Raw genomic sequence first — 26024 nt, forward strand, 5'->3', positions numbered from 1 at the left:
AATCTTCAAATTTAATAAAAAAAACCGAGTTAGAACAGTCTCAAACCGTTAAAAAAACTTAAGAAAAAAATAAATAAAAAAAAATCACTTATAGACTGATAATGAGAGCTTCATGTTCACATCCTGTCCTTCCATCGGACGTTCAATAAAGGTCTGACGGATATCTCCGAAGCGCATCTCGTCTTTTTTGGCTTTCTGAATGAGCTGCTGAATTGCCCGAATTCGCCCTTCATAGTTCCCTTTGTAGTAAATTACATAGTTTTGGGATGGATTTACGGATCTAAAATTGAAATTATTGTCAGACACTCCGATTCTCTTAGAAAGCGGAATTCCCAGAAAATAAGAAACTTCTTTATCCTTATAATTGTCCGCGTCAGTGATCAGGATGGGATATCCAAATTCATCATCTCTTTTTCCCATATCCATCGTCACAAAATTATAAGCTTTGTTATAATTCATCACGATATTTTTGTAGAGGGCATCTTTCTTATTTGAAGTACTTACATTGATCCCAAGCAGCAGTTTGTTTTCTTCATTTTCCACCATCAGACTATCGTATTTGATAGCTGCCATCTGATTGTCTTTTTCAACTTTATTTCCTAAAGAATTTTTAAGATTCGTCATGCTTTTATTGATATTTTCAGCAAAACGGTCTTCAGTCCAGAAGTTTTCTACTCTTTTCCAGACAGACAGTTTGGGTGTATGTACGTACCAGATGATTTTTGTTTTTTCTGCAGAAACAGGTTTAAATTTAACATCAACCAGTGTTGGATTTTCATTTTCATCCTCAAAAAGCTGATATTTCAAGGTCTTATTAAGGTTTTCATACCTGATGAACATTTCACCATCGGTATTATTTTTAGGGTCCACATAACTGATGGCACTTCCCTGTCCTTCGTAAGGCGTATAATAATCAATGTCGATAGATTGTGAACTGGTAAAAAAGTTGTTCCATCTTGTAAAATTCTGAAGATTATTAAACTGGGAAAAAACCTTATCTACCGGGTAATCAATCTCTTTTTCAATGGTGAAATTTTTACTTTCGTCCACAAAATAATACATGGAAGCAGCATAAGCTCCCCCCAACAAAACAATGATAAAAGTTAATATCTTAAAAATACGCATCGCACAAAAGTAATACAAATAAAAAGAGTGAACAATATGCTGATCACTCTGATTGTATGTTTAACAATAATTAACCTGATAAGGGCGGGAAGCTGGAGGTTACTATTTGACCGAAATCATTAGTAGACTTTTGATTGAAAATATTCAGCCTTACCAAATAAACCTAAATTCAATATGATAAACCCTCTGGTTATTTTCCGGCTTTAATAACTTCCATCTTCCAGCATCCATCTTCCTTTCTATTACCCAATATGTGTTCCCGGAGTAATTACAGCACCTTTCTTCACGACTACAATCCCATCCTGTACGGAATAGGTTCCATAATCGCCATCCGGAATGTGTTTTCCTCCTATGATTTTTACATTATCTCCGATGTAACAGTTTTTATCAAGGATTGCTTTTTCTATATAACAGTATTTCCCGATCCCCATATTAGGGCGGCCAGCCCTGTCATTCAGTACAATTTCTGTAGTATTCTGGTAAAAATCGGCTCCCATTACATAGGAATTTACGATGGTGCTTCCTTTATCAATTCTTGTTCTGTTTCCGATCACGGAATTTTCAATTTTATCGGCCATAATGATACATCCGTCCCCAAAAACAGCCTTACTTACATAAGAACCATTGATTTTCGATGGGGGAAGCATCCTTGCTCTTGTATAAATGGGTGAAGAGGAGAAAAGGTTAAACTGCGGCAGATCCAGACAAAGGTCAAGATTGGCTTCGTAGAAAGATTCTATAGTTCCGATATCCGTCCAGTATCCTTCATACTGATAGCTTAACGTCTTGTATTTACCGATAGAATTCGGAATGATATCTTTCCCGAAATCATCACCAGCCCCTTCGTCAAACATCTTTTTAAGAATTGTCTTGGTGAAAATATAGATTCCCATAGAAGCAAGAAACTCTTTTCCCGTATTCTTGTTTTCTGCTGAAACTTCAGATTTCATACCTTCCAGCATATCATAATCGGGTTTTTCATAGAAAGACGTGATATTTCCTTCATCGTCAGATTTTAAGATCCCAAAACCGGTGGCATCTTTTGCATTGACCGGAATGGTAGCAATGGTAAGATCACCTCCGTTTTCAATGTGAAAATTCAGCATTTCTCTGAAATCCATCTGATACAGCTGATCTCCTGAAAGAATAAGGATATAGTCATAATCATACTTTTCAAGGTGTTTCATCGACTGTCGTACAGCATCTGCCGTTCCTTGATACCAGCTTTCATTTTCTACATTCTGTTCGGCTGCCAGAATATCGACAAAGCCTTTGCTGAAAATATCAAAGTGATAAGAATTCTTAATATGTGAATTGAGGGAAGCGGAATTAAACTGTGTTAACACCAGAATCTTATTTAATCCTGAATTCAGGCAGTTTGAAATAGGAATATCTACCAACCTGTATTTTCCTGCAATCGGAACAGCCGGTTTTGATCTGGAATACGTTAACGGGAATAATCTTGTTCCTCTGCCTCCTCCTAAAACAATAGAGATTACATTTCGATTCATAAATATCTTGCGTTTTATTTTATTAAGTTTACTGTTCTGTTCTTAGTGTTTACTGCTACTTTAAAGCATTCTTTGTTTTCTCATATCAGCTATTATATAAAGCTATGTATTTTTCTGCAGATTTCTCCCATGCAAAATCAAAATTCATATTGGCATAGATAAGATCTTCCATCACGCCTTTTTGGTTATAAATGCCCAGTGCCCTGTTCATCGCATGTACAACATCATCTACACCCGGATAAGTAAAGTTCAGTCCAGCACCTCCGGTTGAGATATCTTCTACAGTATCTCTTAGTCCTCCCGTATATCTTACTACAGGGACCGTGCCATATCTCATAGAATACATTTGATTCAATCCGCAAGGTTCTACTCTTGAAGGCATCAGAAGGAAATCTGCGGATGCGTAGATCTTATGGGAAAGATGTTCTTTATAACCAAGATCCAACGCAAAATTGGTATAGGTATAATCATATTCCTTCAGCTTATTCTCAATATAGGTATTTCCGGAACCGAGAATCATAATATTTAAAGCTCCGTAGCTTTGTTTAATACTTTTCCATACTACATCCGGCAAAAGATCAGCTCCTTTTTCCGTGGCAAATCTTCCAATAAAAGCAAATAAAGGAAGTTCCGGCTTCAATCCATATTCTTTGCAGAGTTGTTCTTTATTTTTCTTCTTCTGGGCAACTGCATTTTTAATATTAAAATTAAAGTCCAGCATCGGGTCGGTTTCCGGATTCCAGACTTCAGTATCAATACCGTTGATAATTCCGTATGCTTTTCCGAATTCCTGACGAACAAGGCTTTCCAATCCGCGGAAGCTTATAAAAAGTTCTTCCAGATATCCTTCGGAAACGGTAGTAAAGGCATCAGCACATTTAATCATACTGGCCAGAGGGTTTATGAATCCGTTCCAATCCATCAATCCCCATTTATAGGAATCAAAAGACGGCATATAGTTCGCCATTCCCCAGCCCATCATTCCCTGATATTCTCCGTTGTGGATGGTTCCTATTGTTTTTACTCCTTTTAAGAATTGAAATTCCGGGCAGTGTTCTACCATAAAAGGGACCAGTCCGGTATGATAATCATGACAGTGTAAAACATCAGGACGGATTTCCATAGCACACAGCCAGTGCAGCAACCCATGCTGGAAGGCCATAAACTGGAAACTTTCATCCTGATAACCATAAGGATTGTCCCGGTCTAATAATCCGGGGATTCTCACCATATACAGTTCAAATCCCAATGCATTTGTCTTTTCTTTCAATACCTGAACCTGCAGCATATTGGTTCCCTGATGAATAAACCCATCAAAAACCAATTCAAATTCATGATCATATATAAAAGGTTTGTTGTACCATGGCATGACTACCTTGGCATCTATTCCTTTTATTTTATTCTGGTATTTTGGCAACGCTCCTACTACATCCGCAAGACCGCCTACTTTTGCTACAGGATAACATTCTGTACTTAAATGATAAATAACCATTCTTTATCTCTTGTGTTTAATTCTGTGTAATTTATACTTTTTATCTTTCTTCTGTCTTAAAATAATTCCGGCCAATGGTGGTAATTTTACAGTCATTGATTTCGGATATCCCCGCCATTCTTCATATTTCTCTTCCAGTATTTCAGGTTCTACTCCGCTTCCGCTGTATTTTTCATCATCGGAATTTAAAACAACTTCCCAATGAGTTCCTGCCGGAATCCCGATTTTATAATCCAGTACTTTTGGAGCAAGATTTAAAGCTACCATAGCAACATCATCTTTTTTCTTTCCTTTTCTCAGGTATACATATACTGAGTTTTCCAGATCATCTGCTTCTACCCATTGAAAACCATGTTTATCAAACTGATTTTCATAAAAAGCAGAATCTGAGGTGTACAGGTGATTCAGTTCTTTAACGATTTCCTGCATTCCTTTATGAACAGGATATTTCAGCAAATGCCAGTCAAGGCTTCTGGTAAAGTTCCATTCGCTGGTCTGCCCGAATTCATCTCCCATGAAAAGCAGTTTGGCTCCCGGATGAGTATACATGTATACATATAAGGTCCGAAGGTTTGCAAACTTCTGCCATTCATCCCCTTTCATTTTATAAATCAGACTTGCTTTTCCGTGTACGACTTCATCGTGTGACAAAGGCATCATATAATTTTCATTGTACATGTACATCGAAGCAAATGTCAGTTTATGGTGATGGAACTTTCTATTAACAAAATCTTCTTTGAAGTAATCCAGCGTATCATGCATCCAGCCCATCATCCATTTCATTCCAAAGCCAACACCTCCGTCATGAACAGGTTTTGTAAGCATGGGGAAATCTGAACTTTCTTCCGCAATGGTCATAATATTATTCCCGAATTCCTTGTAAACAGCTGTATTGAATTCCTGCAGAAAAGTTTTAGCTTCCAGATTCACATTGGTTCCATATATATTAGGTTCCCATTCTCCTTCATTCCTAGAATAATCCAGATGAAGCATTGAAGTTACGGCATCTACACGCAATCCGTCAGCATGATAGCGGTCCAGCCAGAACATGGCATTGGAAATCAGAAAAGACTTCACTTCATTTCTACCGTAATTGAAAATATGGGACTTCCAATCAGGATGAAAACCTTTTCTCGGATCTTCATGTTCATAAAGATAGGAACCGTCGAAACGGTGAAGACCATTAGCATCTCCCGGAAAATGAGAGGGAACCCAATCCAGAATAACACCTATATTATTTTGATGAAGCTCATCAATAAGAAACATCAGATCCTGTGGTGAACCGAAGCGTGAAGTCGCCGCATAAAACCCGGTAATCTGATATCCCCAGCTGGGCTCATAAGGATACTCCATCACAGGCATGAATTCTACGTGAGTAAAACCCATTTCCTTGATATAAGGCACAAGCTTTTTGGCAATATCCCGGTAATTCAGAAAGCGGTCAGGATAATCCCCGTCTCTTAGCCATGAACCCAGATGCAGTTCATATACAGATAAAGGAGCTTCCAGTCTGTTTTTTTGCCAGCGCTTGTCCATCCATTCCTGATCATTCCATTCATACCATGTAGTAGAAACCAGAGAAGCAGCCTGAATATTCTGTTCCCAGCTCAATGCATAAGGATCACTTTTTTCCAGAATTTCGCCACCCTGGGTTTCAATAGCATATTTGTATAATGTTCCCCAGGTTAAGCCATCAATAAATCCTTCCCAGATTCCAGACCCATCCCATCTCGGAAACAAAATATGATCTTTATGATTCCAGTTATTAAAATTACCGATAACAGAAACTTTCTTTGCATTCGGCGCCCATACTGAAAAGTACACTCCCTTTACACCTTCTTTTTCTGCAGAATGTGCTCCAAATTTACCATACAGCTTATAATGCCTACCTTCTTTGAAAAGATACACATCATGATCGGTGAAAAGCGTATAGGTTTTAACAGAATTCATCAAGATCGGTTTGTATTTATATTTTCTTTGAAACTACGAAAAATACTGACAATAGCGATGAATTATTCATCAAATAATTATCAACTTCATTTTGGTTTTAGTCCATCTATCAAATATATCATTTTTTAACTCACATTTTTATGATTTCAAAACAATCTTTTTTTATACATTTAACATTAATATTTATTAAACACACACGATGAGGTTTGAACTTTATACTGAAGAAAAAGATGACAGACCGGTATTTATCACCGGAAATTTTAACGGCTGGAATCCTAAAGATTACAATTTTCAGCTTAAACAAACTGACCCTTCCCATTATTTTATAGAAATTGATGATCAGGCTCTTCCAGAAGAAATTGACTACAAATTCACAAAGGGAGGCTGGGAAAATGTGGAGCTGGACCAATATGGAAATATCACGCCCAACCGAAAAGTAAAAAAATCCATTGGCAAAACTTCCGATACTATTGAAAAATGGAGATTAAACTGGGGGCCGTTCAAAGAAGAATATTATCCCATTGCTGAAGTGATTTCCGAAAACTTTTATATCCCGCAGCTTGACCGCCACCGTAAAGTCTGGGCACTGCTTCCCTATGATTATCATACAACGGATAAACGATATCCTGTTTTGTATCTTCAGGACGCACAGAACTTATTCAATGAAGGAAGCGGCTTCGGAAACTGGGAAATTGATAAAAAACTCTCTATCCTTGCAGAATATGGACGTGGCGACCTTATCATTATCGCTATAGAACATGGAAGCGAGGAAAGGATTAAGGAATATATTTTTGATAATGATCATGTAGCCAACGGTTCTGAGGGAAAAAAATATATCCGTTTTATTGCTGATACTTTAAAGCCTTTTGTGGATGAAAATTACAGAACAAAAAAAGACCGTGACAATACCGGGATCGGAGGAAGTTCATTAGGGGCACTCATCAGCATATACAGTGGATTTCTTTATCCTGAGGTCTATTCTAAATTATTGATATTCTCTCCTTCTCTTTGGGTTGAGCCTAATAATAACTTTCCAATGATGAATTTCAGGGTTCCTTTTAAAACAAAAATTTATCTTTATGGAGGTGGTCAGGAAGGGTCTAAAATGGTTAAAAGAATTCATATTTTTGAAGAATATCTGAAAAGATGGGAAGAAAAAAAGCTGTTTGATTTTGAGTTTAAGACCAATATCAATCCCGAAGGCACTCATAATGAATTTTACTGGTCACAGGAGTTTCCAAGGGCTATTGAATGGCTGTTCTATGACAACACAGAAAATCCTGTAGAAGTAAAACCACAACAACAAAGCATTAAAAACTAAATCTATAAACCGTTGCAGAAAATTCAGGCAATCAGTAACAAATGAAGGCAGCGGCGGAAATGAATTTAGACAATATACATCTATTTATGAAACTAATCAATAAAAAAAACAAAAATTACACCCAAGTCTTCCACCTATTTACAGAGGAAGAATGGACAAAATCCAGTAAAAATTTCAACAAAAATATATCAACATTTTTCACAGGAAAGAAGTATGAAGTTTTCATCAATGCTCATGAAGAAGGAGTTACCTATTTCATTGGATTAGGAAAATCTACGTTACAGAATTTCGAAATCCAGCAGGTTGCAGCCAAATTCTCACAGACACAGAAAGAAAAACTGCAGGCAGTACCTACGCTGGCTCTGGCAGATTTTATGAATGAAAAACAATTTGAAGAATTTACAAAAGGATTATTGATTGGGACTTACAACTACCCTTTTGAGAAAAAACATACTTTCTGGAATGTAAAATTTGAATTACATTTTGAGAATTTAAGTCAGAAAAAACTAGATCATATCAGCCAGAAAACGGAAGCACTGGTAAATGGACAAACGGCCTGCCAGGACTGGCTCAACAAACCGGCCAATCTTAAAAAACCGGATATCTTAAGTGCATATCTTAAAAATCTGGCAAAAAAATATGAGTTAAAGTACACGGTTTTCAACAGAAAAAAATGTGAAGAACTTGGATTGGGTGCTTATCTTTCAGTCAATCAGGGAAGTGCCTACGATGCAGCGTTCACTATTTTAGAGTATAAAACTACAGTCAAAAACGCCAAGACTTTCGGACTGGTTGGAAAATGTGTATTGTTTGATACCGGAGGAATATCCATAAAAAGCTCTGCCAATCTGCATTATATGAAATCTGATATGGGAGGAGCTACAGCTGTTTTGGGTACTTTAATTTATGCTGCAGAAGTGCAGCTTCCTGTGAACATTATTGCTGTTCTTCCTATTACAGACAATGCTGTTTCTGAAAAAGCCCTGCTTCCAAGTGATGTAATCACAGCATACAACGGAAAAACCATTGAAGTACTTGATACCGATGCTGAAGGCCGACTGATCCTTGCAGACGGATTATCTTATCTTTCCAAAAACTACAAAACAGATTTTCTGATTGATCTGGCTACTCTCACAGGAAGTTCTGTAAGAATGTTTGGTGACACCTGTGCTGCGATGTTTTCCAATAATGAAGAATTGAAAAACAATCTGATAAAAACAGGAGATCAAACCAACCAGAGAGTATGGAATCTTCCTTTATGGGATGTCTGGAAAGATGATATTCAGTCTGATGTAGCCGATATGAAAAACATCTCTCTGAAGCCTGTAGGAGACTGCATTATTGCCGCAAAATTTCTAGAGCAATTCACTGAAAATCATCCTGGTTGGGCTCATTTGGACATTGCCGGAGTAGCATTTGGAAACGTAGGATATGCCAAGGAGAAAGCAGCAACAGGATTTGGGGTTCAACTCCTCGTGAATTTAATTGAAAATTATCATTAAAAATTAGTTTTTTACAAAAAAACTCTGTATAATTGATTAGTGGATTTTCAAAACCGCACGATATTACATTTTATGATATTGATAAAATAACAAATAAATGCTTTTATTTTTGAAAATTCACTAAATCTTAAAAAACATTATATGGAGAAGAAAACTATTGTATGTATTTCGTGCTATTATAAAGGCTACGATTTTATGGACGAAATGAAGAATCTCGGCAATAAAATCATCTTAGTAACTTCTGAAAACCTTAAAGAAAAAAACTGGCCCTGGCATGCGATTGATGAGGTATTTTACATGCCGGAACTCAAGCCGTCTGTATGGAATCTGGAGCATCTGATTCAGGGATTTTCCCACCTGATGAAAACCAGAAAAGTAGATGCTGTAGTGGCATTGGATGATTATGATGTAGAAAAAGCAGCATTAATCAGGGAGACATTCCGTATTCCGGGAATGGGACAGACCACCCACCGATATTTCAGGGATAAACTGGCTATGCGGCAGAAAGCAAAAGATTCAGAGATCAGTGTTCCTGAATTTACAGCTGTATTCAATGATAATGAAGTCAACGATTTTACAGACCGCGTTCCTGCGCCATGGGTACTGAAACCCCGCTCTGAAGCATCAGCATCAGGAATTAAGAAAATAACTTCCAAGGAACAGCTTTATGAGGCATTAGAAACACTGGGAGAAGAGCGTCATCTTTTTTTACTGGAAAGTTTTAAGCCCGGAGATGTTTACCATGTGGACAGCCTTACTTTTAATAAAAAAATTGTATTTACTTCTGCCTCAAAATACCTTGCTCCTCCTATGCAGGTTTCTCATGAAGGCGGTGTATTCCGGTCCAAGACTTTAGGCCGGTATTCCGAGGAATTTAAGGCATTGGAAGAAATTAATGCCAGAGTTCTTTCGAATTTCGGATTGATCAATGGCGCTACCCATACCGAATTTATCCTTGGAAAAGAAGACGGCAACTGGTATTTCCTTGAAACCTCATCAAGGGTTGGCGGTGCTCATATTCCGGACTTGGTAGAAGCATCAAGCGGCATCAATATCTGGAGAGAATGGGCTAAAATTGAAGATGCTCTTCTGAGAGGCAGTGATTACAGTGTTTCACCACCCACAGGATATTACTCAGGGCTGATTGTTGCTCTGATTAAAGATAAAGAACCTGATTACAGCAGTTTTGAATGTGAAGAAGTTGTAAAATTTCTTCCGATAGATTATCACGTCGGGATTGTTTACAAATCCGGTGATGCCTCCGTGGTACAGGAGAGGCTGGACTCTGCAGCAGAAATGATTCATGCAGATATGCTGAATATTCTCCCTCCGAAAAGCAATAAGCTCAGTTCATAAATCATGAATCCTGAGATTCAAAATGTTATTGAATTCATAATATACAGTCTGTCAGAAGTTTCCATCGTAAAACGTAATTTAGAGAACATCAATCCCGGAAAATGGCAAAGCAAAACATATTATCAGTTGTAGATTCAACTCATGCCAAAAAGCCCGGATCAAAATGGATTTTTAAAGAAAATATTTTTCCGGAGCATCCAGAATCAGGAACAATCGTACTGGATATTTTAGAAAAAGATCAACTTGAGAGGAATTGAATTTATCAGGTTAATATAAGCACAGTATTAAAATTAAACAAAGAAAAATGCCTCATATAGAACATACAGAGTATTATTCAAATATATTGGGAATCAGCCTCAAGGTAGAAGTGACCGGACATTACGGCCATCCTATCATCATGTTTCCTACTTCTCAGGGACAATATACCCAGAATCATGATTTCCACCTTAACGGAAGCATCAATTGGTTTATAGAACAGGGAAAAGTAAAGCTTTACAATGTTCAGACCATCGACAGCTGGAGCTTTTATGATGACAAAATATCTCCCCAGCAAAGAATAAGAAACTATGAACGGTATGTACAGTTTCTGATCCAGGAATTTGTTCCCTATATCCAGAAACTCCATAAAACCCATCGTGTAGCAGTGGCCGGAGCCAGTTTTGGAGGATATCACGCTGCCAATTTTGCATTCAGATTTCCTGATGTGGTTTCTCATCTGTTCTGCCTTTCAGGAGCGTTCAGTATAAGAAATTTTATGGACGGCTATTCTGATGAAATGGTTTACTTCAACTGTCCGAGGGAATTTGTAAGAAATGATGAAGCCTGGAAATATAAACACATGCATATTGTACTCAGCACTTCTGATCAGGATATCTGTAAAGATAAAAATGTTGAAATGGCCGAAATTTTAAGACTGAAAGGAATCGACTTCTGGTATGACGAAAGAAAATGGATAGGCCACGACTGGCCGCTGTGGAGAATGGTATTCCCAACCTTTATTGGAAACTTTTTCTCTTAAAACAATAGAAAGACAAATAGAAAAAAATATACACCCATCTTAAAAACAAAAATTATGGCAAAAAAAGTAGGAATTCTTTTCGGTATGGAAGACACGTTTCCCTGGGCATTTATAGACAAAGTGAATGAGCTGGGAGGTGGAGAAATCATAGCTGAACCCGTTACCATCGACAAATTAGAACAGGGTGCAGATTATGGTTATGCGGTAATCATCGACAGAATTTCGCAGGACGTTCCCTTTTACAGGGCTTACCTGAAAAATGCCGCACTTAATGGCACTTATGTAATCAACAATCCATTCTGGTGGAGCGCTGATGAAAAATTTTTCAACAATGCCCTGATGTCTAAACTTGGTATTCCGCTTCCTAAGACTGTTCTGCTTCCGTCACACGAAAGACCGGACAATACTTCTGAAACTTCATTCAGAAATCTCAAGTTTCCGCATGACTGGGAATATATCTTTAATTATGTAGGATTTCCGGCATACATGAAGCCTCACGATGGCGGTGGCTGGAAAAATGTATACAGAGTAGAAAACCCGGATGATCTTTGGAACAAATTAGGCGAAACGGAACAGCTGGTGATGATGGTACAGGAAGAAATAATCTTTGATGATTATTACAGAGTGTACTGTCTGGGCAGAAAATATGTTCACATCATGCCTTACGAACCGAGAAATGCACCTCATCTGAGATATGCTACCACGCACCAGACAGAAGGTAAAGAACTTGAAAAACTGCTGAAAACCATCCATGATTATACCATTACCATGAATGAGGCGTTGGGATATGACTTCAACACGGTAGAATTTGCCGTAAGAGATGGTATCCCTTATGCAATTGACTTCTGCAACCCCGCTCCGGATGCGGACAGAAATTCTGTAGGGGAAGAAAATTTTGCATGGATTATAGAACACGCAGCAAAGCTGGCTGTAGAAAAAGCTAAAGAATATGTTCCGGGGAAACCTAATATTACCTGGGGAACCTTTGTGAAAGATTCCATTAAATAACATTCAAAAAGAATTAAAAAACACAAGAAAAATGCATCATCAGTTTACTATTGGAATTGAAGAAGAATATCAGATCATTGATGTTGAAAGCAGAGATCTGGTTTCTCACGTTTCAAAAATCATTGAAGGCGGCAAAGCGGTTTTAAGTGAAAATTTAAAGCACGAAATGCACGAATCCATGATTGAAATGGAAACAGGAATCTGCCAGAATATTCAGGAAGCCAGAGCAGAATTGACGAATTTAAGACGTCATCTTATCAATATCGCCCACGAACAGGGGTTGCGCGTTTCCGGAGGAGGCACCCATCCTTTTTCACATTGGTCAGATAACAATATCACCCAGGGAGAAAGATACATCAAAATCGTGGATGACATGGGAGACGTAGCCCGTGAAAACCTTATTTTTGGTCTGCATGTTCACATTGGAATTCCTAATCGTGAAGAAGGGGTGAGAATTCAAAATGTAATGCGTTACTTTCTTCCTCACGTGTATGCCCTTTCTACCAATTCACCATTCTGGATCGGAAGATACACAGGATTTAAATCTTACAGACAGGAAATCTTCGTGAAATTCCCGAGAACCGGTATTCCAAGTTATTTTAACTCTCTGGCAGAATTCGACAGTTATGTAGATCTTCTGGTGAAAACAGGAACCATCGATAATGCTAAGAAAATATGGTGGGATCTACGTGTGCATCCGTTCTACCCTACCATTGAATTCAGAATTTGTGATATGCCGTTGAGAATTGATGAAACGGTATGTCTTGCTGCTATCATGCAGTGCCTTGTTGCTAAAATTTATAAGCTGCACCAGCAAAATCTGAGCTTCAGAAGCTACAGAAGACTGCTGTTGAACGAAAATAAATGGCGTGCTTCCAAAAGTGGTATTGAAGCCCATCTGATTGATTTCGGAAAAGAAGAATCTGTTCCATATCCTCATTTGTTAAAAGAACTTTTAGAGTTTATTGATGATGTGGTAGATGATCTGGGATGCCGCCACGAGGTGGAATATGCCTGGAAAATTTTGGAAAACGGAACCGGCGCAGACAGACAGCTTCAGATCTTCAAGGAGACGGGTGATCTCACGAAAGTCGTTGATTATATGATCTCTGAAACAGAGTATGGTATAACACATGGTGAAACTGCTTCATAATATTTTTGGTAACTTTACAAAAAATATGATGTAATGAAAGATATTCGAATTGCTCTGCTGGACATGAACAACAATCATGTGAATCAAGGTTTTAGAAACATTAAAGAAATTTCTGAAGCATTTCAGCAGAACTCTGAAGAAAATGTTGTCATCAAGACATTTGATGTGAGGTTTAAAGATGAAATGCCGGAGATTGGAGACTTTGATATTTTCATTTCTTCCGGAGGACCGGGAAACCCACATCGGGAAGGTCTTGCATGGGAAGACAGATTTGCCTGTTTTCTGAATTCCGTTTTAGAGCATAATAAATTCAGTGAAGATAAAAAATACCTTTTCCTGATCTGCCATTCATTCCAGTTGGCAAGTATTCACTGGAATCTGGGTAATATCTGCAAAAGAAAGTCTTATTCCTTTGGAGTAATGCCTGTTCATAAAACAGATGAAGGCAAAGATGAATTCCTGTTCAAAAACCTTCAGGATCCTTTTTATGCAGTAGATTCCAGAGCGTATCAGTTTATAGAGCCGGATCATGACCGTTTTGAAGAACTTGGAATGACTATCATGGCGATTGAAAAGTTCCGTCCTCACATCAATCTGGAAAGAGCGGTAATGGCCGTTCGCTTTTCAGAAGAAATATTCGGAACACAGTTTCACCCTGAAGCCAATCCTGAATCTTTGATCGAAAATCTGAAAGATGAAAAAAACAGAGAAGCTATGATTGAAAATTTCGGTATGGAGAAATATCTTGAAACTATCGACAGAATAGACGACGACGATAAAATCATTCTTACCAGACAGCAGATTCTTCCGAGATTTCTTCAGTTTGCAAAAAAAAACATTTTGAAAGGAGCTGAGACTTTGGCTTAGAAGGCTGGAAGCTGGAAGAAGGATGCCGGAAGTTATTTTCAGTTAAGACTACTGAAAATGCTTTTATTCATGAACTGATAGTCTAAATATTTTCATATTTAAGAACTTCCCTCTCCCAGCTTCCAGCTCCTTACTATATATAACAATCGGGCAGCAATGTTCGATTTTTTTAACATCACAAAAGAAAAAATATGATCCCAAAATACAGAAAACAGTACAATCAGGAGTTTTCGGATGAAAAGTATAATCAATTAAAAAATATACTGGCAGAAAAAGGAGGTACAGCACCTACTTTCAGGGTTTCAGAAAGCCCTATTTTTTTGACTAAAGAGTTTGAAAGTAAACTTATCGATGCCAGCGAAAGCATCATCAGCCAGATCAAGGCCATGCCTCCAGAAGTACTTCAGAAAGCCATACCTGACAACTGTAGGGTTCCCAATGATACGGACCAGCCTCATTTTTTCACCATAGATTTCGGAGTCTGCAAAAGTGAAAATGGAGAAATAGAACCTCAGCTGATAGAACTTCAGGCGTTTCCTTCTTTGTATGCTTTTCAGAAAGTGTATGAAGAAACCTATTGTGAAGTCTACCCTTTTCTTTCGGAAATCAGAAATCCGATGCCTCATGAAACCTTTAAAAACTATTTGAAAGAACTGATTGTAGGTGATGAAAATCCTGAAAATGTAATCCTACTTGAAATATTCCCGGAAAAACAGAAAACAGCAATTGATTTTGCTTTAACAGAAAAATTATTGGGAATAAAAACCGTATGTCTCACGAAAGTAAAAAAAGAAGGCAGGAAACTGTATTATGAAAATAATGGAAAGCTTACCGAAATCAAAAGAATTTACAACCGTGTTATCTTTGATGAACTGGACAATATTCCGGATCTTACCACAGAGTTTGATTTCCGTGAGGAAGTAGATGTTAAATGGATCACTCATCCCAACTGGTTCTTTAAAATCTCAAAATTCCTTTTGCCTTTATTACAGCATCAGTTTGTTCCAAAGAGTTATTTTCTGCATGAATTTCCTGAAAATGAAAACCTTGAAGACTTTGTATTGAAGCCTCTGTTTTCATTTGCAGGAAGCGGGGTTAATTTAAATCCGACAAAAGAAGTTACAGACTCTATTCAGGATAAAGAAAATTATATTTTGCAGAGAAAAGTGTACTATGAATCAATTTTTGAAGATATCAACGGAGAATTTTCAAAAGCAGAGATCCGTTTGTTGTATATTTGGCGGGAAAATGACGAACGCCCTATTCTATTGGAAAATTTGGGAAGAATGACCAAAGCTGCAATGGTAAATGTGGATTTCAATAAAAAAGATGCCATCTGGATCGGAAGTTCGAATGCATTTTTTGGATAAAAAAATTTAAAACTAATAATACATGGAAGAAAAGTCGACTGCTTTTGCAGAATTTGACAACAACAGTTTAACGCGAAGAAGAAACTTATTACCCACCTGGATTAAAATTTTCTTATGGATCTTTTTAATCGGAGGCGCAGTATCTGCGATTTTATTGATTGCAGGTTCTCTGCTGACTCATGTCTCTTTATCGATATACGGGATCAATGCTAATCATCCTTATTCAATGACGGGGCTTTTGATCAGCTTTTTATTTCTGTTCAAAGGTATTGTTGCCTATGGACTCTGGTTTGAGCAAAAATGGGCAGTACAGGCTGCAATAGTTGATGCAATCATAGGAATTGCCATTTGTCTCATTATGATGGCAATTATACCGTTTACCATTCCAACGATCAGCTTTACGCTCAGATTAGAACTCATTCCTTTATATTTTTATCTTAAAAAAATGCAGAGTATAAAGAAAACCTGGGAAAGCTTATAAAAACAAAAACCTCCGAAATTTCCGGAGGTTCTATTTTTTCTGATTCTTGTAATCTTCTATGAATTTATCTTTCGTAATAAAAGTTGATCAGAAAACAATATAGCATGAGAAGGAGCTCAAAAAAGCTTTGTTGAAAATGCTTAAAGGTAAATATCAACTTGAAATACAGTAACAAAAAATCCCTCGCAGTGAGGGATCGTATTTATAAATCCGGACATGCCATTTGGTTGTCATGCGGGATACATACTTTATCATCACCCCACGGCATAGGGCAATCACGCCAACCTGGAGGACATCCCCCTTTTCCATTAATACTTCTTAATTTCTCCTTAGAAATTTTCTTTAAATTTTTCATGGTTTTGATTTTAGTTTAGAGTCAAATATAACAATTATTCTTCAATTAGAGATTTAACATAAAAAATATCGGTTACGGGTTTCCGTAAACAAAAAATGTCCAATAAAAGAGTATCTTAAAAAGATGAAAAAATTTATTAAAGATTGTCTCTTATTTCATTCGGGTGTGCCCTCCTACAAATAAAAACCTTCCAAAAAAGGCAGGCATTAAAAAACTTGACGTATCCTTTTAGTTTGTACAAATAATAAAAATATATGGATAAGTTATATTTCCTAAGCTCTACGGAACCCGTAAATACAGTGAATTAAATATTTTTAATCTTGTAGCGAAAAATTATGACCTGTAAATTTAGATACACTAGATATAAAAATTGCAATACGTTTTATTAATTCCGTATTGCAATTTTAATAAGTTATATAAAGATGTATTTACACATTTTTATCGTCTTCCAGCAACTCCTTGGCTTGGTATTCCTGTACCAGATCAATGGCATTGGAAATAACATCACTTAATGCCGTGATAAACGTTCCTTCTTCAGCCATTCCCATAGCATGTTTCAATGCTTCAATTTCTTTAGGAATGATCTCATAGCTGACATCTCTGCCTGCAGCGTTAATACCTTCGATAATCAACCCGTTGATTTCCTCTTCCGTTCTTCCGCGAAGATGTTTTTCATTCCGGATGATAATATAATCAAACATTCTTCCTGCAATCTTTCCGCATTCTCTGATATCGTTATCTCTTCTGTCTCCGACACCGGATATAATTCCAATCTTCTTTGTAGACTCCACATTTTTCAGATAGTCTTCAATAGCTTCGTATCCTGAAGGATTATGAGCAAAGTCGATCAGTACTTTAAAGTTTTTGAATTTAAAAACATTCAGTCTTCCCGGCGTAAGCTGAGCACTTGGAATAAAGGTCCTCAAAGAATTGGAAATATCTTCAATTCCAAATCCATAAAGGTAACTTGCCAAACTAGCCGCCAATACGTTTTCAATCATGAACCGGGCTTTTCCTTCCATCGTGATCGGGAAATCTTTAGCTTTTCCTATTCTGATCTTCCAGTCTCCTTTTTTAATAGTGACGAATCCTTCTTCATATACGCAGGTGATCTTTCCTTCTTTGGCAAACTTTACGATATGAGGGTTGTTTTCATCCATACTGAAGATAGCCACATTAGAATCAAGATCATTCACGATCTTCATGGAATATTGATTATCCGCGTTCAGCACGCTCCAGCCACTTTTTTTAACGCTATCGAGTACAACACGTTTTACTTTGGTAAGATCCTTCAAGCTGTGAATGTCATTCATTCCCAGATGATCTTCCTCAATATTGGTCAAAACCCCGATATCACATTGTGAAAAGCCAAGTCCGGAACGTAAAATTCCACCTCTGGCAGTTTCCAGCACGGCAAATTCTACTGTTGGATCTTTCAAGATAAATTCTGCTGAAAGCGGTCCTGTAGTATCTCCTTTTGACAACATGGTATTTTGAATGTAAATTCCGTCCGAAGTTGTGAATCCCACTCTGTATCCATTACTTTTTACAATATGTGAAATAAGTCTTGTAGTTGTTGTTTTCCCGTTAGTCCCTGTCACGGCAATAATTGGAATGGTAAAAGGTTTCCCTTGCGGATAAAGCATATCTACCACCGGTGCAGCTACGTTTCTTGGAAGCCCTTCACTTGGTGCCAGGTGCATTCTGAACCCAGGTGCAGCATTCACTTCAATAATAGCTCCGCCACTTTCTTTTAAAGGCTGGGTTAAATTCTCTGCCATCACATCAATACCGCATACATCCAATCCGATAATTTTGGAGATTCTTTCCGCCATTGTGATATTTTCCGGATGTACCATATCTGTTACATCAATGGATGTTCCTCCGGTTGAAAGATTCGCCGTTGACTTCAGGTAGACCACTTCTCCCTTTTGAGGAATGGTTTCCAATGTATATTGAAGCTTTTCAAGAAGTTCCAAAGTATCTTTATCTACCTCAATCTCAGTAAGGACATTTTCATGGCCATAACCTCTTCTCGGGTCTTTGTTTTCTTTTTCAATAAGCTGTTGAAGATTCAGTTCGCCGTCTCCTACAACATGGGCTGGAACTCTTCTTGCTGCTGCCACCATCTTGTTATTAATGACCAATATACGGAAATCATAACCTGTAATATATTTTTCAACAATTACTTTTCTGGAATATTTCTGAGCATGTTCCAGACCTATTTTAGCGGATTCCCATTCAGTAACATTAATAGAAGAACCTTTTCCGTGATTTCCATCCAAAGGCTTTAAAACAATCGGATAGCCAATTTTTCTGATCACAGCATTTAATCCTTCTTCGTCTACCACCAAATCACCAATCGGTACCGGAATAGCAGCATCATGAAGCATTCTTTTGGTTAATTCTTTATTACACGCGATATCAACGGCAATAGAACTTGTTTTTCCGGTAATGGTAGCCTGAAATCTTTGCTGATTTACTCCGTAACCCAATTGTACCAGAGAATTTGTTCCCAGTCTGATCCAGGGTATTCTTCGGGAAGCAGCTTCTTCTACAATACTTCCTGTAGAAGGCCCAAGGCGGACACGTTCTCTGATTTCTTTTAATCTGTGAATACAGGCATTTAAATCATAATCATTCCCTTCTATCAGGGCTTCTGCAATTTTCGTTGCTTCTTCAGCAGCGTAAATTCCTGCATTTTCTTCAATATAATTAAAAACTACATTATATACCCCCGGAGTTTTTGTTTCCCGGGTTCTACCAAACCCCACATCCATTCCCGCTAAGGTCTGTATTTCCAAAGCGATATGCTCAATGACATGCCCCATCCAGGTTCCGGTTTCCACTCTATGAAAAAAACCACCTTCCACTCCTTCCGAGCATCGATGGGTAATCAATGAGGGTATTAATTTTTCAATCCTTTCCCTGAATCCTTCGATTTTATTGGTAGGATAATTCTCCATTTCTTCTAAGTCTAACCTCATCTGTATCAGCTTCTTTCTTCTGATGCTCCAGATGTTTGGACCGCGTAGTGCCTGAATCTTTTCGATTTTCATAGTCTATTGGCATTTTAACAGTTAACAATAACTCCTTTCATAGCCAAAGATAATGTAAAACCCTAAACGAAACTATACCACATTTAAAGATTCGTTAAAAAAAAATTAATTTTAATTAACATTTCTAAAACATTAAAAATCAACTAAAGATGGCACGAAATTAGCCAATGAATGTGAATTATTTTTTAATTTTGTACAATGATGAAACCTGTTGGAAAATTAATAGTTATCGGAGGCGCTGTAAACAAAGGCAGTTTTGCTGAGACCGATTATGATCAGAATATAGAAAAAAATCTTAATTTTTTTGAGCGTGGGATCTTAAGAAAGATCATCAACGAATCAAGGCTTAAGGAAAACTCTGTCATTGAAATTGTTACAACCGCCTCTCAAATCCCTCAGATTGTAGGCACCGAATATAAAAAAGCATTTGAATTCCTTGGTGCTAAAAATGTAAACGTTCTCGACATCCATAATCGTGAAGAAGCCAATTCTGATGCCATGGTGGCAAGAGCCAATGCTGCCGATGTGATGATGTTCACAGGAGGAGACCAGCTGAGGCTGACTTCTATTCTTGGAGGAACAAGATTTCATGATACGATTTTATTAAAATACCAGGAGCAGGATTTTATTTATTCCGGAACTTCTGCGGGAGCTGCAGCAGCATCTGAAAATATGATCTATCAGGGAAGCAGTTCTGAAGCATTATTGAAAGGAGAAATCAAAACCACACAAGGATTAGGTTTGATTGATAATGTCATTATTGATACCCACTTTGTACAACGTGGCAGAATCGGACGTCTTTTCCAGGCTGTAGTCAACAATCCGAGAACGCTGGGAATAGGACTTGGAGAAGATACAGGGCTTTTCATCCATAATGATGTAATGACCGCTGTAGGTTCCGGTCTTGTCATTCTGGTAGACGGAAGATTTATTAAAGATACCAATCTTACCAATATCAATCTTGGGGAGCCTATTTCTATTGATAATTTAACAGTACATGTCATGTCTATGAATGATCACTATGATCTTACCACGAAGACATTAACTATTGAAAATTCTCAGTTTAATCCGATACCGCAGGATAAGTAGTACGGGTTGCGGGGTTTTGAGATTCGATTTTTAAAAGACAATAAGCTCGAAATCCCGCAACACGAAACTCGTATTAATACAGGATATGAATAAATTTCTTATCTTTTCTTCCTATTTAAACCAGGCTTTGTAATAATTGACAGCAATAAACCCAAAGCTACGGAACACGAAACCCTTATCTATTATGAAAATCATTATCCACGGAGGTTTTTTCTCAGAAAGCGACCAAAGCCATGAAGTAAAAACCGCAAAACAGGATTCTTTAAAAGAAATTGCCCAAAAAGCATTTGATTATCTTACAACTCATTCAGCTTTTGATACCGTTGCTTATGCCGTTTCATTGCTGGAAGACGATCCGTTATACAATGCAGGAATCGGTTCTCAGATCCAAAGCGATGGTGTTATCAGGATGAGTGCTGCTATTATGAATGGAGAAACTCAAAAGCTAAGCGGAGTTATCAATATTCAGGATGCAAAGAACCCTATTTTGGTTGCCAAAGCTCTTATTGGGGAAGACGACCGGGTTTTGGGAGGTCATGGTGCTAAAATCTACGCTACGGAACATGGTTTTGAGAATTTTTCAACAGAAATCCCTCAGAGAAGAAGTGAATATGAAGCCAAATTAGCTAACGGAGGCAAAGGAACGGTAGGTTGTGTAGCGATTGATAAGGAAGGGAAGCTTGCTGTTGCAACCTCTACAGGCGGAAAAGGTTTTGAGATTCCGGGAAGGATTTCAGATTCTGCCACAGTGGCTGGAAATTATGCCAATGCCTTCTGTGCCGTAAGCTGTACTGGTGTGGGGGAAGATATCGTGAGCAATGCTACTGCCACAAAAATTGTAACAAGGATTACAGATGGGATGAGCCTTGAGCAGGCTTTCAGCAAGACATTTGATGAACTAAAAATCATTGATGGATTCGCAGGAGCTATTGCTATTGATAAAGACGGAAATCTTTACCATCAGGATTCTTATCCTACTATGGTTTTCGCCAGTTTTGATGGCAAAAATTTTGAAGTCTTCTCTTAATTTTAACATTTTTTTATAAGTCGATTTATTTTTTTGGCACGTATTTTACATTATTAGTAATAACAAATTTTAATATTAATACATAAAAAAATAGAAATCATGGGAAACAAAACAAAAGGTATATTAGCTTTATTAGGTTTAGGTGCATTAGCTTATTGGAAATATAAGAATTCAAGCCCTGAAGATCAACAGGCCGTAAAAGACAAAATCAATACAGCAAAAGATAATCTTAACAAATGGGGAAATGACCTTAAAACAAAAGCCAATGACGTTGCTTCCCAGGTTCAGAATAAAGTGGACGAAGTAAAGACAAAGGCTGAAGATTCTCTAAGCTAGACAAAAGCAGTTTTTTTAACATTCATATATAGGAAAAGTCATCGTAATCAATATTACGATGACTTTTTATTTTAGAAAAGTTTCAATTCAATTTCTATTTTTTCTGTGCTGCCAAAGCAAAAACCAGTGGTATTTTATTTCCAAACTGTGGAATTCTCCATTTTCCTTTTTCAAATTCATCTACATGTCTGAAGCAAGGATATGGCGACCAGTCAAATTCCTGAAAAGTGTCCAGTTTTAAATCTTTTTTAACCAGATTATCGAGAACTTCTGATAAAGAGTGATTCCACATGACATATTCCTGTACGATGGGTGCAGACTGGTCTGCATAAGTTCCTTCATAGGTTTCTACAATCGGTTTTTCATTAAAATAGTTGTATACCACTTTTGTAAAGTCATCATCAAACATCCAGACAACCGGATGAAACTCTGCCATGATAAATTGTCCTCCGGGTTTTAGGAAATGACTGATAACACCCGCCCATTTTTCAAGATCAGGAAGCCAGCCTATTGTGCCATAACTTGTATACACGATATCAAATTTCTGATCCAGCACACTGGGCAGATCATATACATCTGAACAGATAAATTCTGTATCTGTACCACATTTCTGAGCAAGATCTTTAGCTGCATCAATAGCCTGGTCAGAAAGATCTATTCCGGTCACTTTAGCACCCATTCTTGACAGGGAAATAGAATCCTGCCCAAAATGGCATTGCAAATGCAGAATACTTTTTCCTTTTATATCTCCCAGAAGTTCCAGTTCTATTGAGTTGAGTGAAGTTCTACCTTTCAGAAATTCATCTACAAAGTAAAAATCCGACTTCAGGTGTGGTTCCACCTTAGCATTCCATGACTTTTTATTTATTTCTAAGTAATTTTCCATTGTTTTAATTTAAAATGAGTGTTAGTTCTGCTTTTTATTAAAGCAACTTTACGTACTGATTATAACTTATCCATGAGCTTTTTCTTTTGGTCAAGAAATTCTTCCTCACTTAAAACCCCGGATTCTTTTAATCTTCCCAATTGTTCGAGTTGGTCTAAAATACTGGGTTCAGGTTTATTTTGAATGGATCCTTCAGGACGGGACATAAAATCTCTTACCTTTTCACAAAAAAGCTCAGCATGGTACTTTCCTACTCCATCTATCTCTACGATATCATCAGTTACCTGAATATCTATGGAAGCCAGCAACACTGCTGTTTCATATTGTATTGAGCTTATTTTGCTGTAGGAAAAGTCCTCTACTTTCAATCCGTACATGAATTCCTTATCTACAAAGATCAATCTTCTGTCCGTAGCTACCAGAATGATATGATGATTGTTTGTTTTATTTCTGCCTTCAACGAGATAGACAATTTTTTCGTCTGCTGAAAGAATATCCGGCAGCTCATGAATTTCTTTTCGGGCAAATATGGTAGGACTGATATCCAGTTTTTTAAGTTCCTTTCTTATCTCGTCAAGTCTTGATTTCTCACTCATAGTAACAGTTTATGAGCCTAAATTACTATTTATTGGTGATTAAATATTTAATTTGGTTAAAATATTACGTTTCGGATGGAATTACGATAGAAGTGTGCAGGCAATACATTTTCCAGCCTAACGTTTCATACAACCGCTTTCCTTCTTCTGTTGCTACTAAAAGGTTATTTGAAAATCCTTTTGATAAAGCAATCTTCTGAAGTTCTTTCAATAAAAAGGAAGCGAGCCCTTTCCTTTGATGATTTTTCTCGGTAATAATCCTGTCATATATAGCAGTACCATTGACAAGGGAGACACGGCCTATAGAAGCCTGTTCACCATTCTCTGCTACAATCCTGACAACAAAAGTGGTGTTATAGTCAGAAAACTCCAAATGATATCCTTCTGCAAAGCTGATTTCCGGGAAATTCATCGGGTGAAAACAAGTCATCATATATCCTTGTGGCTGCAGTTTCCATCTTTCAGGGATTTTCTCTATAAATGCTTCAGGAGAAGTAGATACTTTGAGATAAATCCAGGGTTCATCAATTGAATCTGCAAGTTGGAAAAAATCATCATTAAGTTCAGGAAATACAAAACGTTCTTTTTGTTTTTCATCTCCTACCATCACGTGGAATCCTGATTTATACTGAACAGGAAAAGGCACTTCTCTTGATAAACACCATCCTTTCAGCCAGTTTTCTACTATTTCTGCCGATACTTTGTCCTTCATGATTAGGTATTAAAAGTTTTATTTCAATTGCTCCAGCAGCTTTTTCTTCTGTTCTGCAAATTCGGAATCGGTCAAAATCCCGTTTTCTCTCAGTTTTCCTAATTTCTCAAGCTGATTAAAAATTTCTTCTGATGACACTGAAATACTTTTGCCTGCAGTATCAATTTGTTTCGGAGTCTGTTCCTTAGGATTATTATAAATGCTTTTTATAGTATCATAGAACTTCTCAGCATCTTCCTTATCCATATAGCATTCAAACTCAACTACTCTTTCGTCCAAATGCAGTTTAATGATCGGAGATCTCGGATGTGTCACAAAGCTTACTGACTTTATAGTTTCATTACGGTAATCATTAATCTTTGCTGCACCAAACATTCCTTTTGATACAGAAATCATCCTTTTTGGGGTTGCCACCAATATTCCGGCATCCAATGTATTGACAAACTGAGCATCTGTAATGGCAATTATCTGTTCCTCCTCAGAAATCAGATAAGGAAGTTCTTTGATTTCTCCTTTGGTAAACATGGAAAGATTGGCATTCAGCTTTTCCAGTTCAAATTTTATTTTGCGCTGTCTCCGTTTGTAAACTTCTTTTGAAATTCGGGTTGAATCCGAATCTATCGTTACAGGAAGAGTTTCGTTTGCTACTGCTGCTGGCAAAACCGGTTCTGCTTTCTCTGTTTTCAGCATTTCATTAATATCATCAATACTGAATTTATTGAGATTGTACAGCAATTCATCATTGATATTGCTCGTTTCATTCAAACATTTATTGCATAAAACATTACCATCGGAAAGCGTATTAGCTCCCAAAAGCGTATCCATAGAGGTTAATTCTGTTTTACACAATGCACAGTTATTACTCATCTGTTCTTTTTATAATTTATCAAGTAATTTTTTCTTTTGTTCGGCAAATTCAGCCTCTGTCAGTACTCCAATCTCTCTGAGTTTACCCAGTTTTTCCAGTTGCTCAAAGATAGATCCGGGATCTCCTTTATCTGTAGAATATACATTTTCCTGAACCAAATCAGGAATCGTCTGGGAAAATGCCTGCAATGGACTTGAATCCCTTCTCTCATTTTCAGAATAGGCTGTACTTCTGTTTTTAACATTGGAAAATGTCCTTCCATCATTTTTATTGTGCAGTTTAAACTGTGCATCACCTCTATTAGTATTGATTTTCAGAATTGAATATAAGAGATTTTCAATATGATCAATAGAAGAAATATCCTGAAGGGGAAATTCATTTTTTACAACGCCGCCCAGAAATTTTTTATCAATGAAAGCGACCCTTTTCTGTGTTGAAAATATAATTCCTTCCCTGTTAGTTTGAAGATCAATTCCTTCTGCAATAGCCAGCAGTTTTTCATCTCTGTCCAGATTTTTCGCCAATTCATTCACTTCTTCATTGGCAAGAACACTCAGTCTTGCATTCAGAGCAACAATCTGATCTTTTATTTCATCCAGCCTGGTTGGTGCATCATATTTGTAATGGTTATTTGCTGTATATTGGGATCCTCCGGCAGTCTGGCTTGCATCAATTTTACTTTTCAGAATCATTCCTGTAATTTCTGCAAAATAAAACTGATCAAGGTTATGAATAAGGTCTCTGTTGATAGTAACGGCTTTAGTAAAACATCCTGCACATAAATAACCACCGTCAGCAAGTTTATTTTTGCCTACAGACATATCCGTTGCCGTTAGTGTTGTTCCGCACAATGCGCAAATAGTGTTCATCTGGTTTTATGTTTAATAGTTTTTAATGAATACAAAGCATTATTTTTCCCCTGTTCGTATACATTGATCCAAA

24 protein-coding genes are annotated in these 26024 nt (G+C 37.3%); 13 read left to right on the top strand and 11 right to left on the bottom strand.

Annotation, left to right across the window (positions count from 1 at the left end; genetic code table 11):
- Positions 1-84: 84 nt before the first annotated feature.
- The 4 genes from FN817_RS11425 to glgB form a co-directional block, all read right to left on the bottom strand.
- Positions 85-1125: an SRPBCC domain-containing protein gene (locus tag FN817_RS11425; protein ID WP_142718027.1), complete on the bottom strand. Its 1041-nt coding sequence runs from the start codon at positions 1123-1125 to the stop codon at positions 85-87.
- Positions 1126-1367: 242 nt separating this feature from the next.
- Complete coding sequence (locus tag FN817_RS11430) at positions 1368-2636, bottom strand: glucose-1-phosphate adenylyltransferase (RefSeq protein WP_142718028.1); 1269 nt, start codon at positions 2634-2636, stop codon at positions 1368-1370.
- Positions 2637-2721: 85 nt separating this feature from the next.
- The gene (locus FN817_RS11435) at positions 2722-4128 is read right to left on the bottom strand and encodes a glycogen synthase (protein WP_142718029.1); all 1407 of its coding nucleotides are present in this window, start codon (positions 4126-4128) and stop codon (positions 2722-2724) included.
- Positions 4129-4131: 3 nt separating this feature from the next.
- Entirely contained in the window at positions 4132-6078 is a 1947-nt protein-coding gene (gene glgB, locus FN817_RS11440) for a 1,4-alpha-glucan branching protein GlgB (RefSeq protein ID WP_185149909.1), read from the bottom strand.
- A gap of 199 nt (positions 6079-6277) precedes the next feature.
- On the opposite strand from glgB, the gene FN817_RS11445 reads away from it, so the two are divergent.
- From FN817_RS11445 to FN817_RS11485, 10 genes are all read left to right on the top strand, one after another.
- Complete coding sequence (locus FN817_RS11445; RefSeq protein ID WP_142718031.1) at positions 6278-7399, top strand: alpha/beta hydrolase; 1122 nt, start codon at positions 6278-6280, stop codon at positions 7397-7399.
- An 86-nt stretch (positions 7400-7485) separates the two neighbouring features.
- Entirely contained in the window at positions 7486-8901 is a 1416-nt protein-coding gene (locus tag FN817_RS11450; protein WP_142718032.1) for a leucyl aminopeptidase family protein, read from the top strand.
- A gap of 141 nt (positions 8902-9042) precedes the next feature.
- Positions 9043-10257 carry an ATP-grasp domain-containing protein gene (locus tag FN817_RS11455; RefSeq protein WP_142718033.1) on the top strand — a complete coding sequence of 405 codons (1215 nt, stop codon included), beginning with the start codon at positions 9043-9045 and terminating at the stop codon, positions 10255-10257.
- A gap of 101 nt (positions 10258-10358) precedes the next feature.
- Positions 10359-10514 carry a hypothetical protein gene (locus FN817_RS23145; RefSeq protein ID WP_167498850.1) on the top strand — a complete coding sequence of 52 codons (156 nt, stop codon included), beginning with the start codon at positions 10359-10361 and terminating at the stop codon, positions 10512-10514.
- A 47-nt stretch (positions 10515-10561) separates the two neighbouring features.
- Entirely contained in the window at positions 10562-11275 is a 714-nt protein-coding gene (locus tag FN817_RS11460; protein WP_142718034.1) for an alpha/beta hydrolase-fold protein, read from the top strand.
- 54 nt (positions 11276-11329) lie between these two features.
- Positions 11330-12283: an ATP-grasp domain-containing protein gene (locus FN817_RS11465; protein ID WP_142718035.1), complete on the top strand. Its 954-nt coding sequence runs from the start codon at positions 11330-11332 to the stop codon at positions 12281-12283.
- A 31-nt stretch (positions 12284-12314) separates the two neighbouring features.
- Positions 12315-13436 carry a carboxylate-amine ligase gene (locus FN817_RS11470; RefSeq protein ID WP_047385313.1) on the top strand — a complete coding sequence of 374 codons (1122 nt, stop codon included), beginning with the start codon at positions 12315-12317 and terminating at the stop codon, positions 13434-13436.
- A 33-nt stretch (positions 13437-13469) separates the two neighbouring features.
- Entirely contained in the window at positions 13470-14303 is an 834-nt protein-coding gene (locus FN817_RS11475) for a type 1 glutamine amidotransferase (RefSeq protein WP_142718036.1), read from the top strand.
- Positions 14304-14494: 191 nt separating this feature from the next.
- Complete coding sequence (locus tag FN817_RS11480) at positions 14495-15673, top strand: hypothetical protein (protein WP_142718037.1); 1179 nt, start codon at positions 14495-14497, stop codon at positions 15671-15673.
- Positions 15674-15695: 22 nt separating this feature from the next.
- Positions 15696-16154: a hypothetical protein gene (locus tag FN817_RS11485; RefSeq protein WP_142718038.1), complete on the top strand. Its 459-nt coding sequence runs from the start codon at positions 15696-15698 to the stop codon at positions 16152-16154.
- A gap of 202 nt (positions 16155-16356) precedes the next feature.
- On the opposite strand, the gene FN817_RS23150 is transcribed toward FN817_RS11485, so the two are convergent.
- Positions 16357-16509 (bottom strand): bacteriocin-like protein, encoded by a 153-nt coding sequence (locus FN817_RS23150; protein ID WP_167498851.1) that lies wholly within the window; start codon positions 16507-16509, stop codon positions 16357-16359.
- Positions 16510-16937: 428 nt separating this feature from the next.
- The gene (gene cphA, locus FN817_RS11490) at positions 16938-19568 is read right to left on the bottom strand and encodes a cyanophycin synthetase (RefSeq protein WP_142718039.1); all 2631 of its coding nucleotides are present in this window, start codon (positions 19566-19568) and stop codon (positions 16938-16940) included.
- A 201-nt stretch (positions 19569-19769) separates the two neighbouring features.
- On the opposite strand from cphA, the gene FN817_RS11495 reads away from it, so the two are divergent.
- The 3 genes from FN817_RS11495 (at position 19770) to FN817_RS11505 (ending at position 22020) form a co-directional block, all read left to right on the top strand.
- Positions 19770-20657, top strand: a complete 888-nt coding sequence (locus tag FN817_RS11495; RefSeq protein WP_142718238.1) for a cyanophycinase — start codon at positions 19770-19772, stop codon at positions 20655-20657.
- Between the two features lie 184 nt (positions 20658-20841).
- Positions 20842-21684, top strand: coding sequence for an isoaspartyl peptidase/L-asparaginase (locus tag FN817_RS11500; RefSeq protein ID WP_142718040.1), 843 nt, complete (start codon positions 20842-20844; stop codon positions 21682-21684).
- Between the two features lie 99 nt (positions 21685-21783).
- Positions 21784-22020, top strand: a complete 237-nt coding sequence (locus tag FN817_RS11505) for a YtxH domain-containing protein (protein WP_047425322.1) — start codon at positions 21784-21786, stop codon at positions 22018-22020.
- A gap of 94 nt (positions 22021-22114) precedes the next feature.
- Here the strand turns inward: FN817_RS11505 and FN817_RS11510 are convergent, their stop codons facing one another.
- The 5 genes from FN817_RS11510 to FN817_RS11530 all read right to left on the bottom strand — a co-directional run bounded on the left by FN817_RS11510 (position 22115) and on the right by FN817_RS11530 (position 25951).
- The gene (locus FN817_RS11510; RefSeq protein WP_185149910.1) at positions 22115-22906 is read right to left on the bottom strand and encodes a class I SAM-dependent methyltransferase; all 792 of its coding nucleotides are present in this window, start codon (positions 22904-22906) and stop codon (positions 22115-22117) included.
- Between the two features lie 59 nt (positions 22907-22965).
- On the bottom strand, positions 22966-23502 hold the full coding sequence (locus FN817_RS11515) for a PH domain-containing protein (RefSeq protein ID WP_142718239.1): 537 nt from the start codon (positions 23500-23502) through the stop codon (positions 22966-22968).
- Between the two features lie 64 nt (positions 23503-23566).
- Positions 23567-24214, bottom strand: coding sequence for a GNAT family N-acetyltransferase (locus FN817_RS11520; protein ID WP_142718042.1), 648 nt, complete (start codon positions 24212-24214; stop codon positions 23567-23569).
- 18 nt (positions 24215-24232) lie between these two features.
- A complete protein-coding gene (locus tag FN817_RS11525) occupies positions 24233-25081 on the bottom strand; it encodes a PH domain-containing protein (protein WP_142718240.1) in 849 nt (282 codons plus the stop codon).
- Between the two features lie 9 nt (positions 25082-25090).
- Positions 25091-25951: a PH domain-containing protein gene (locus tag FN817_RS11530; RefSeq protein ID WP_142718241.1), complete on the bottom strand. Its 861-nt coding sequence runs from the start codon at positions 25949-25951 to the stop codon at positions 25091-25093.
- Positions 25952-26024 lie beyond the last annotated feature (73 nt).

Origin of the sequence: Chryseobacterium rhizoplanae, from assembly GCF_900182655.1 — a bacterium.
Lineage (GTDB): Bacteria > Bacteroidota > Bacteroidia > Flavobacteriales > Weeksellaceae > Chryseobacterium > Chryseobacterium rhizoplanae.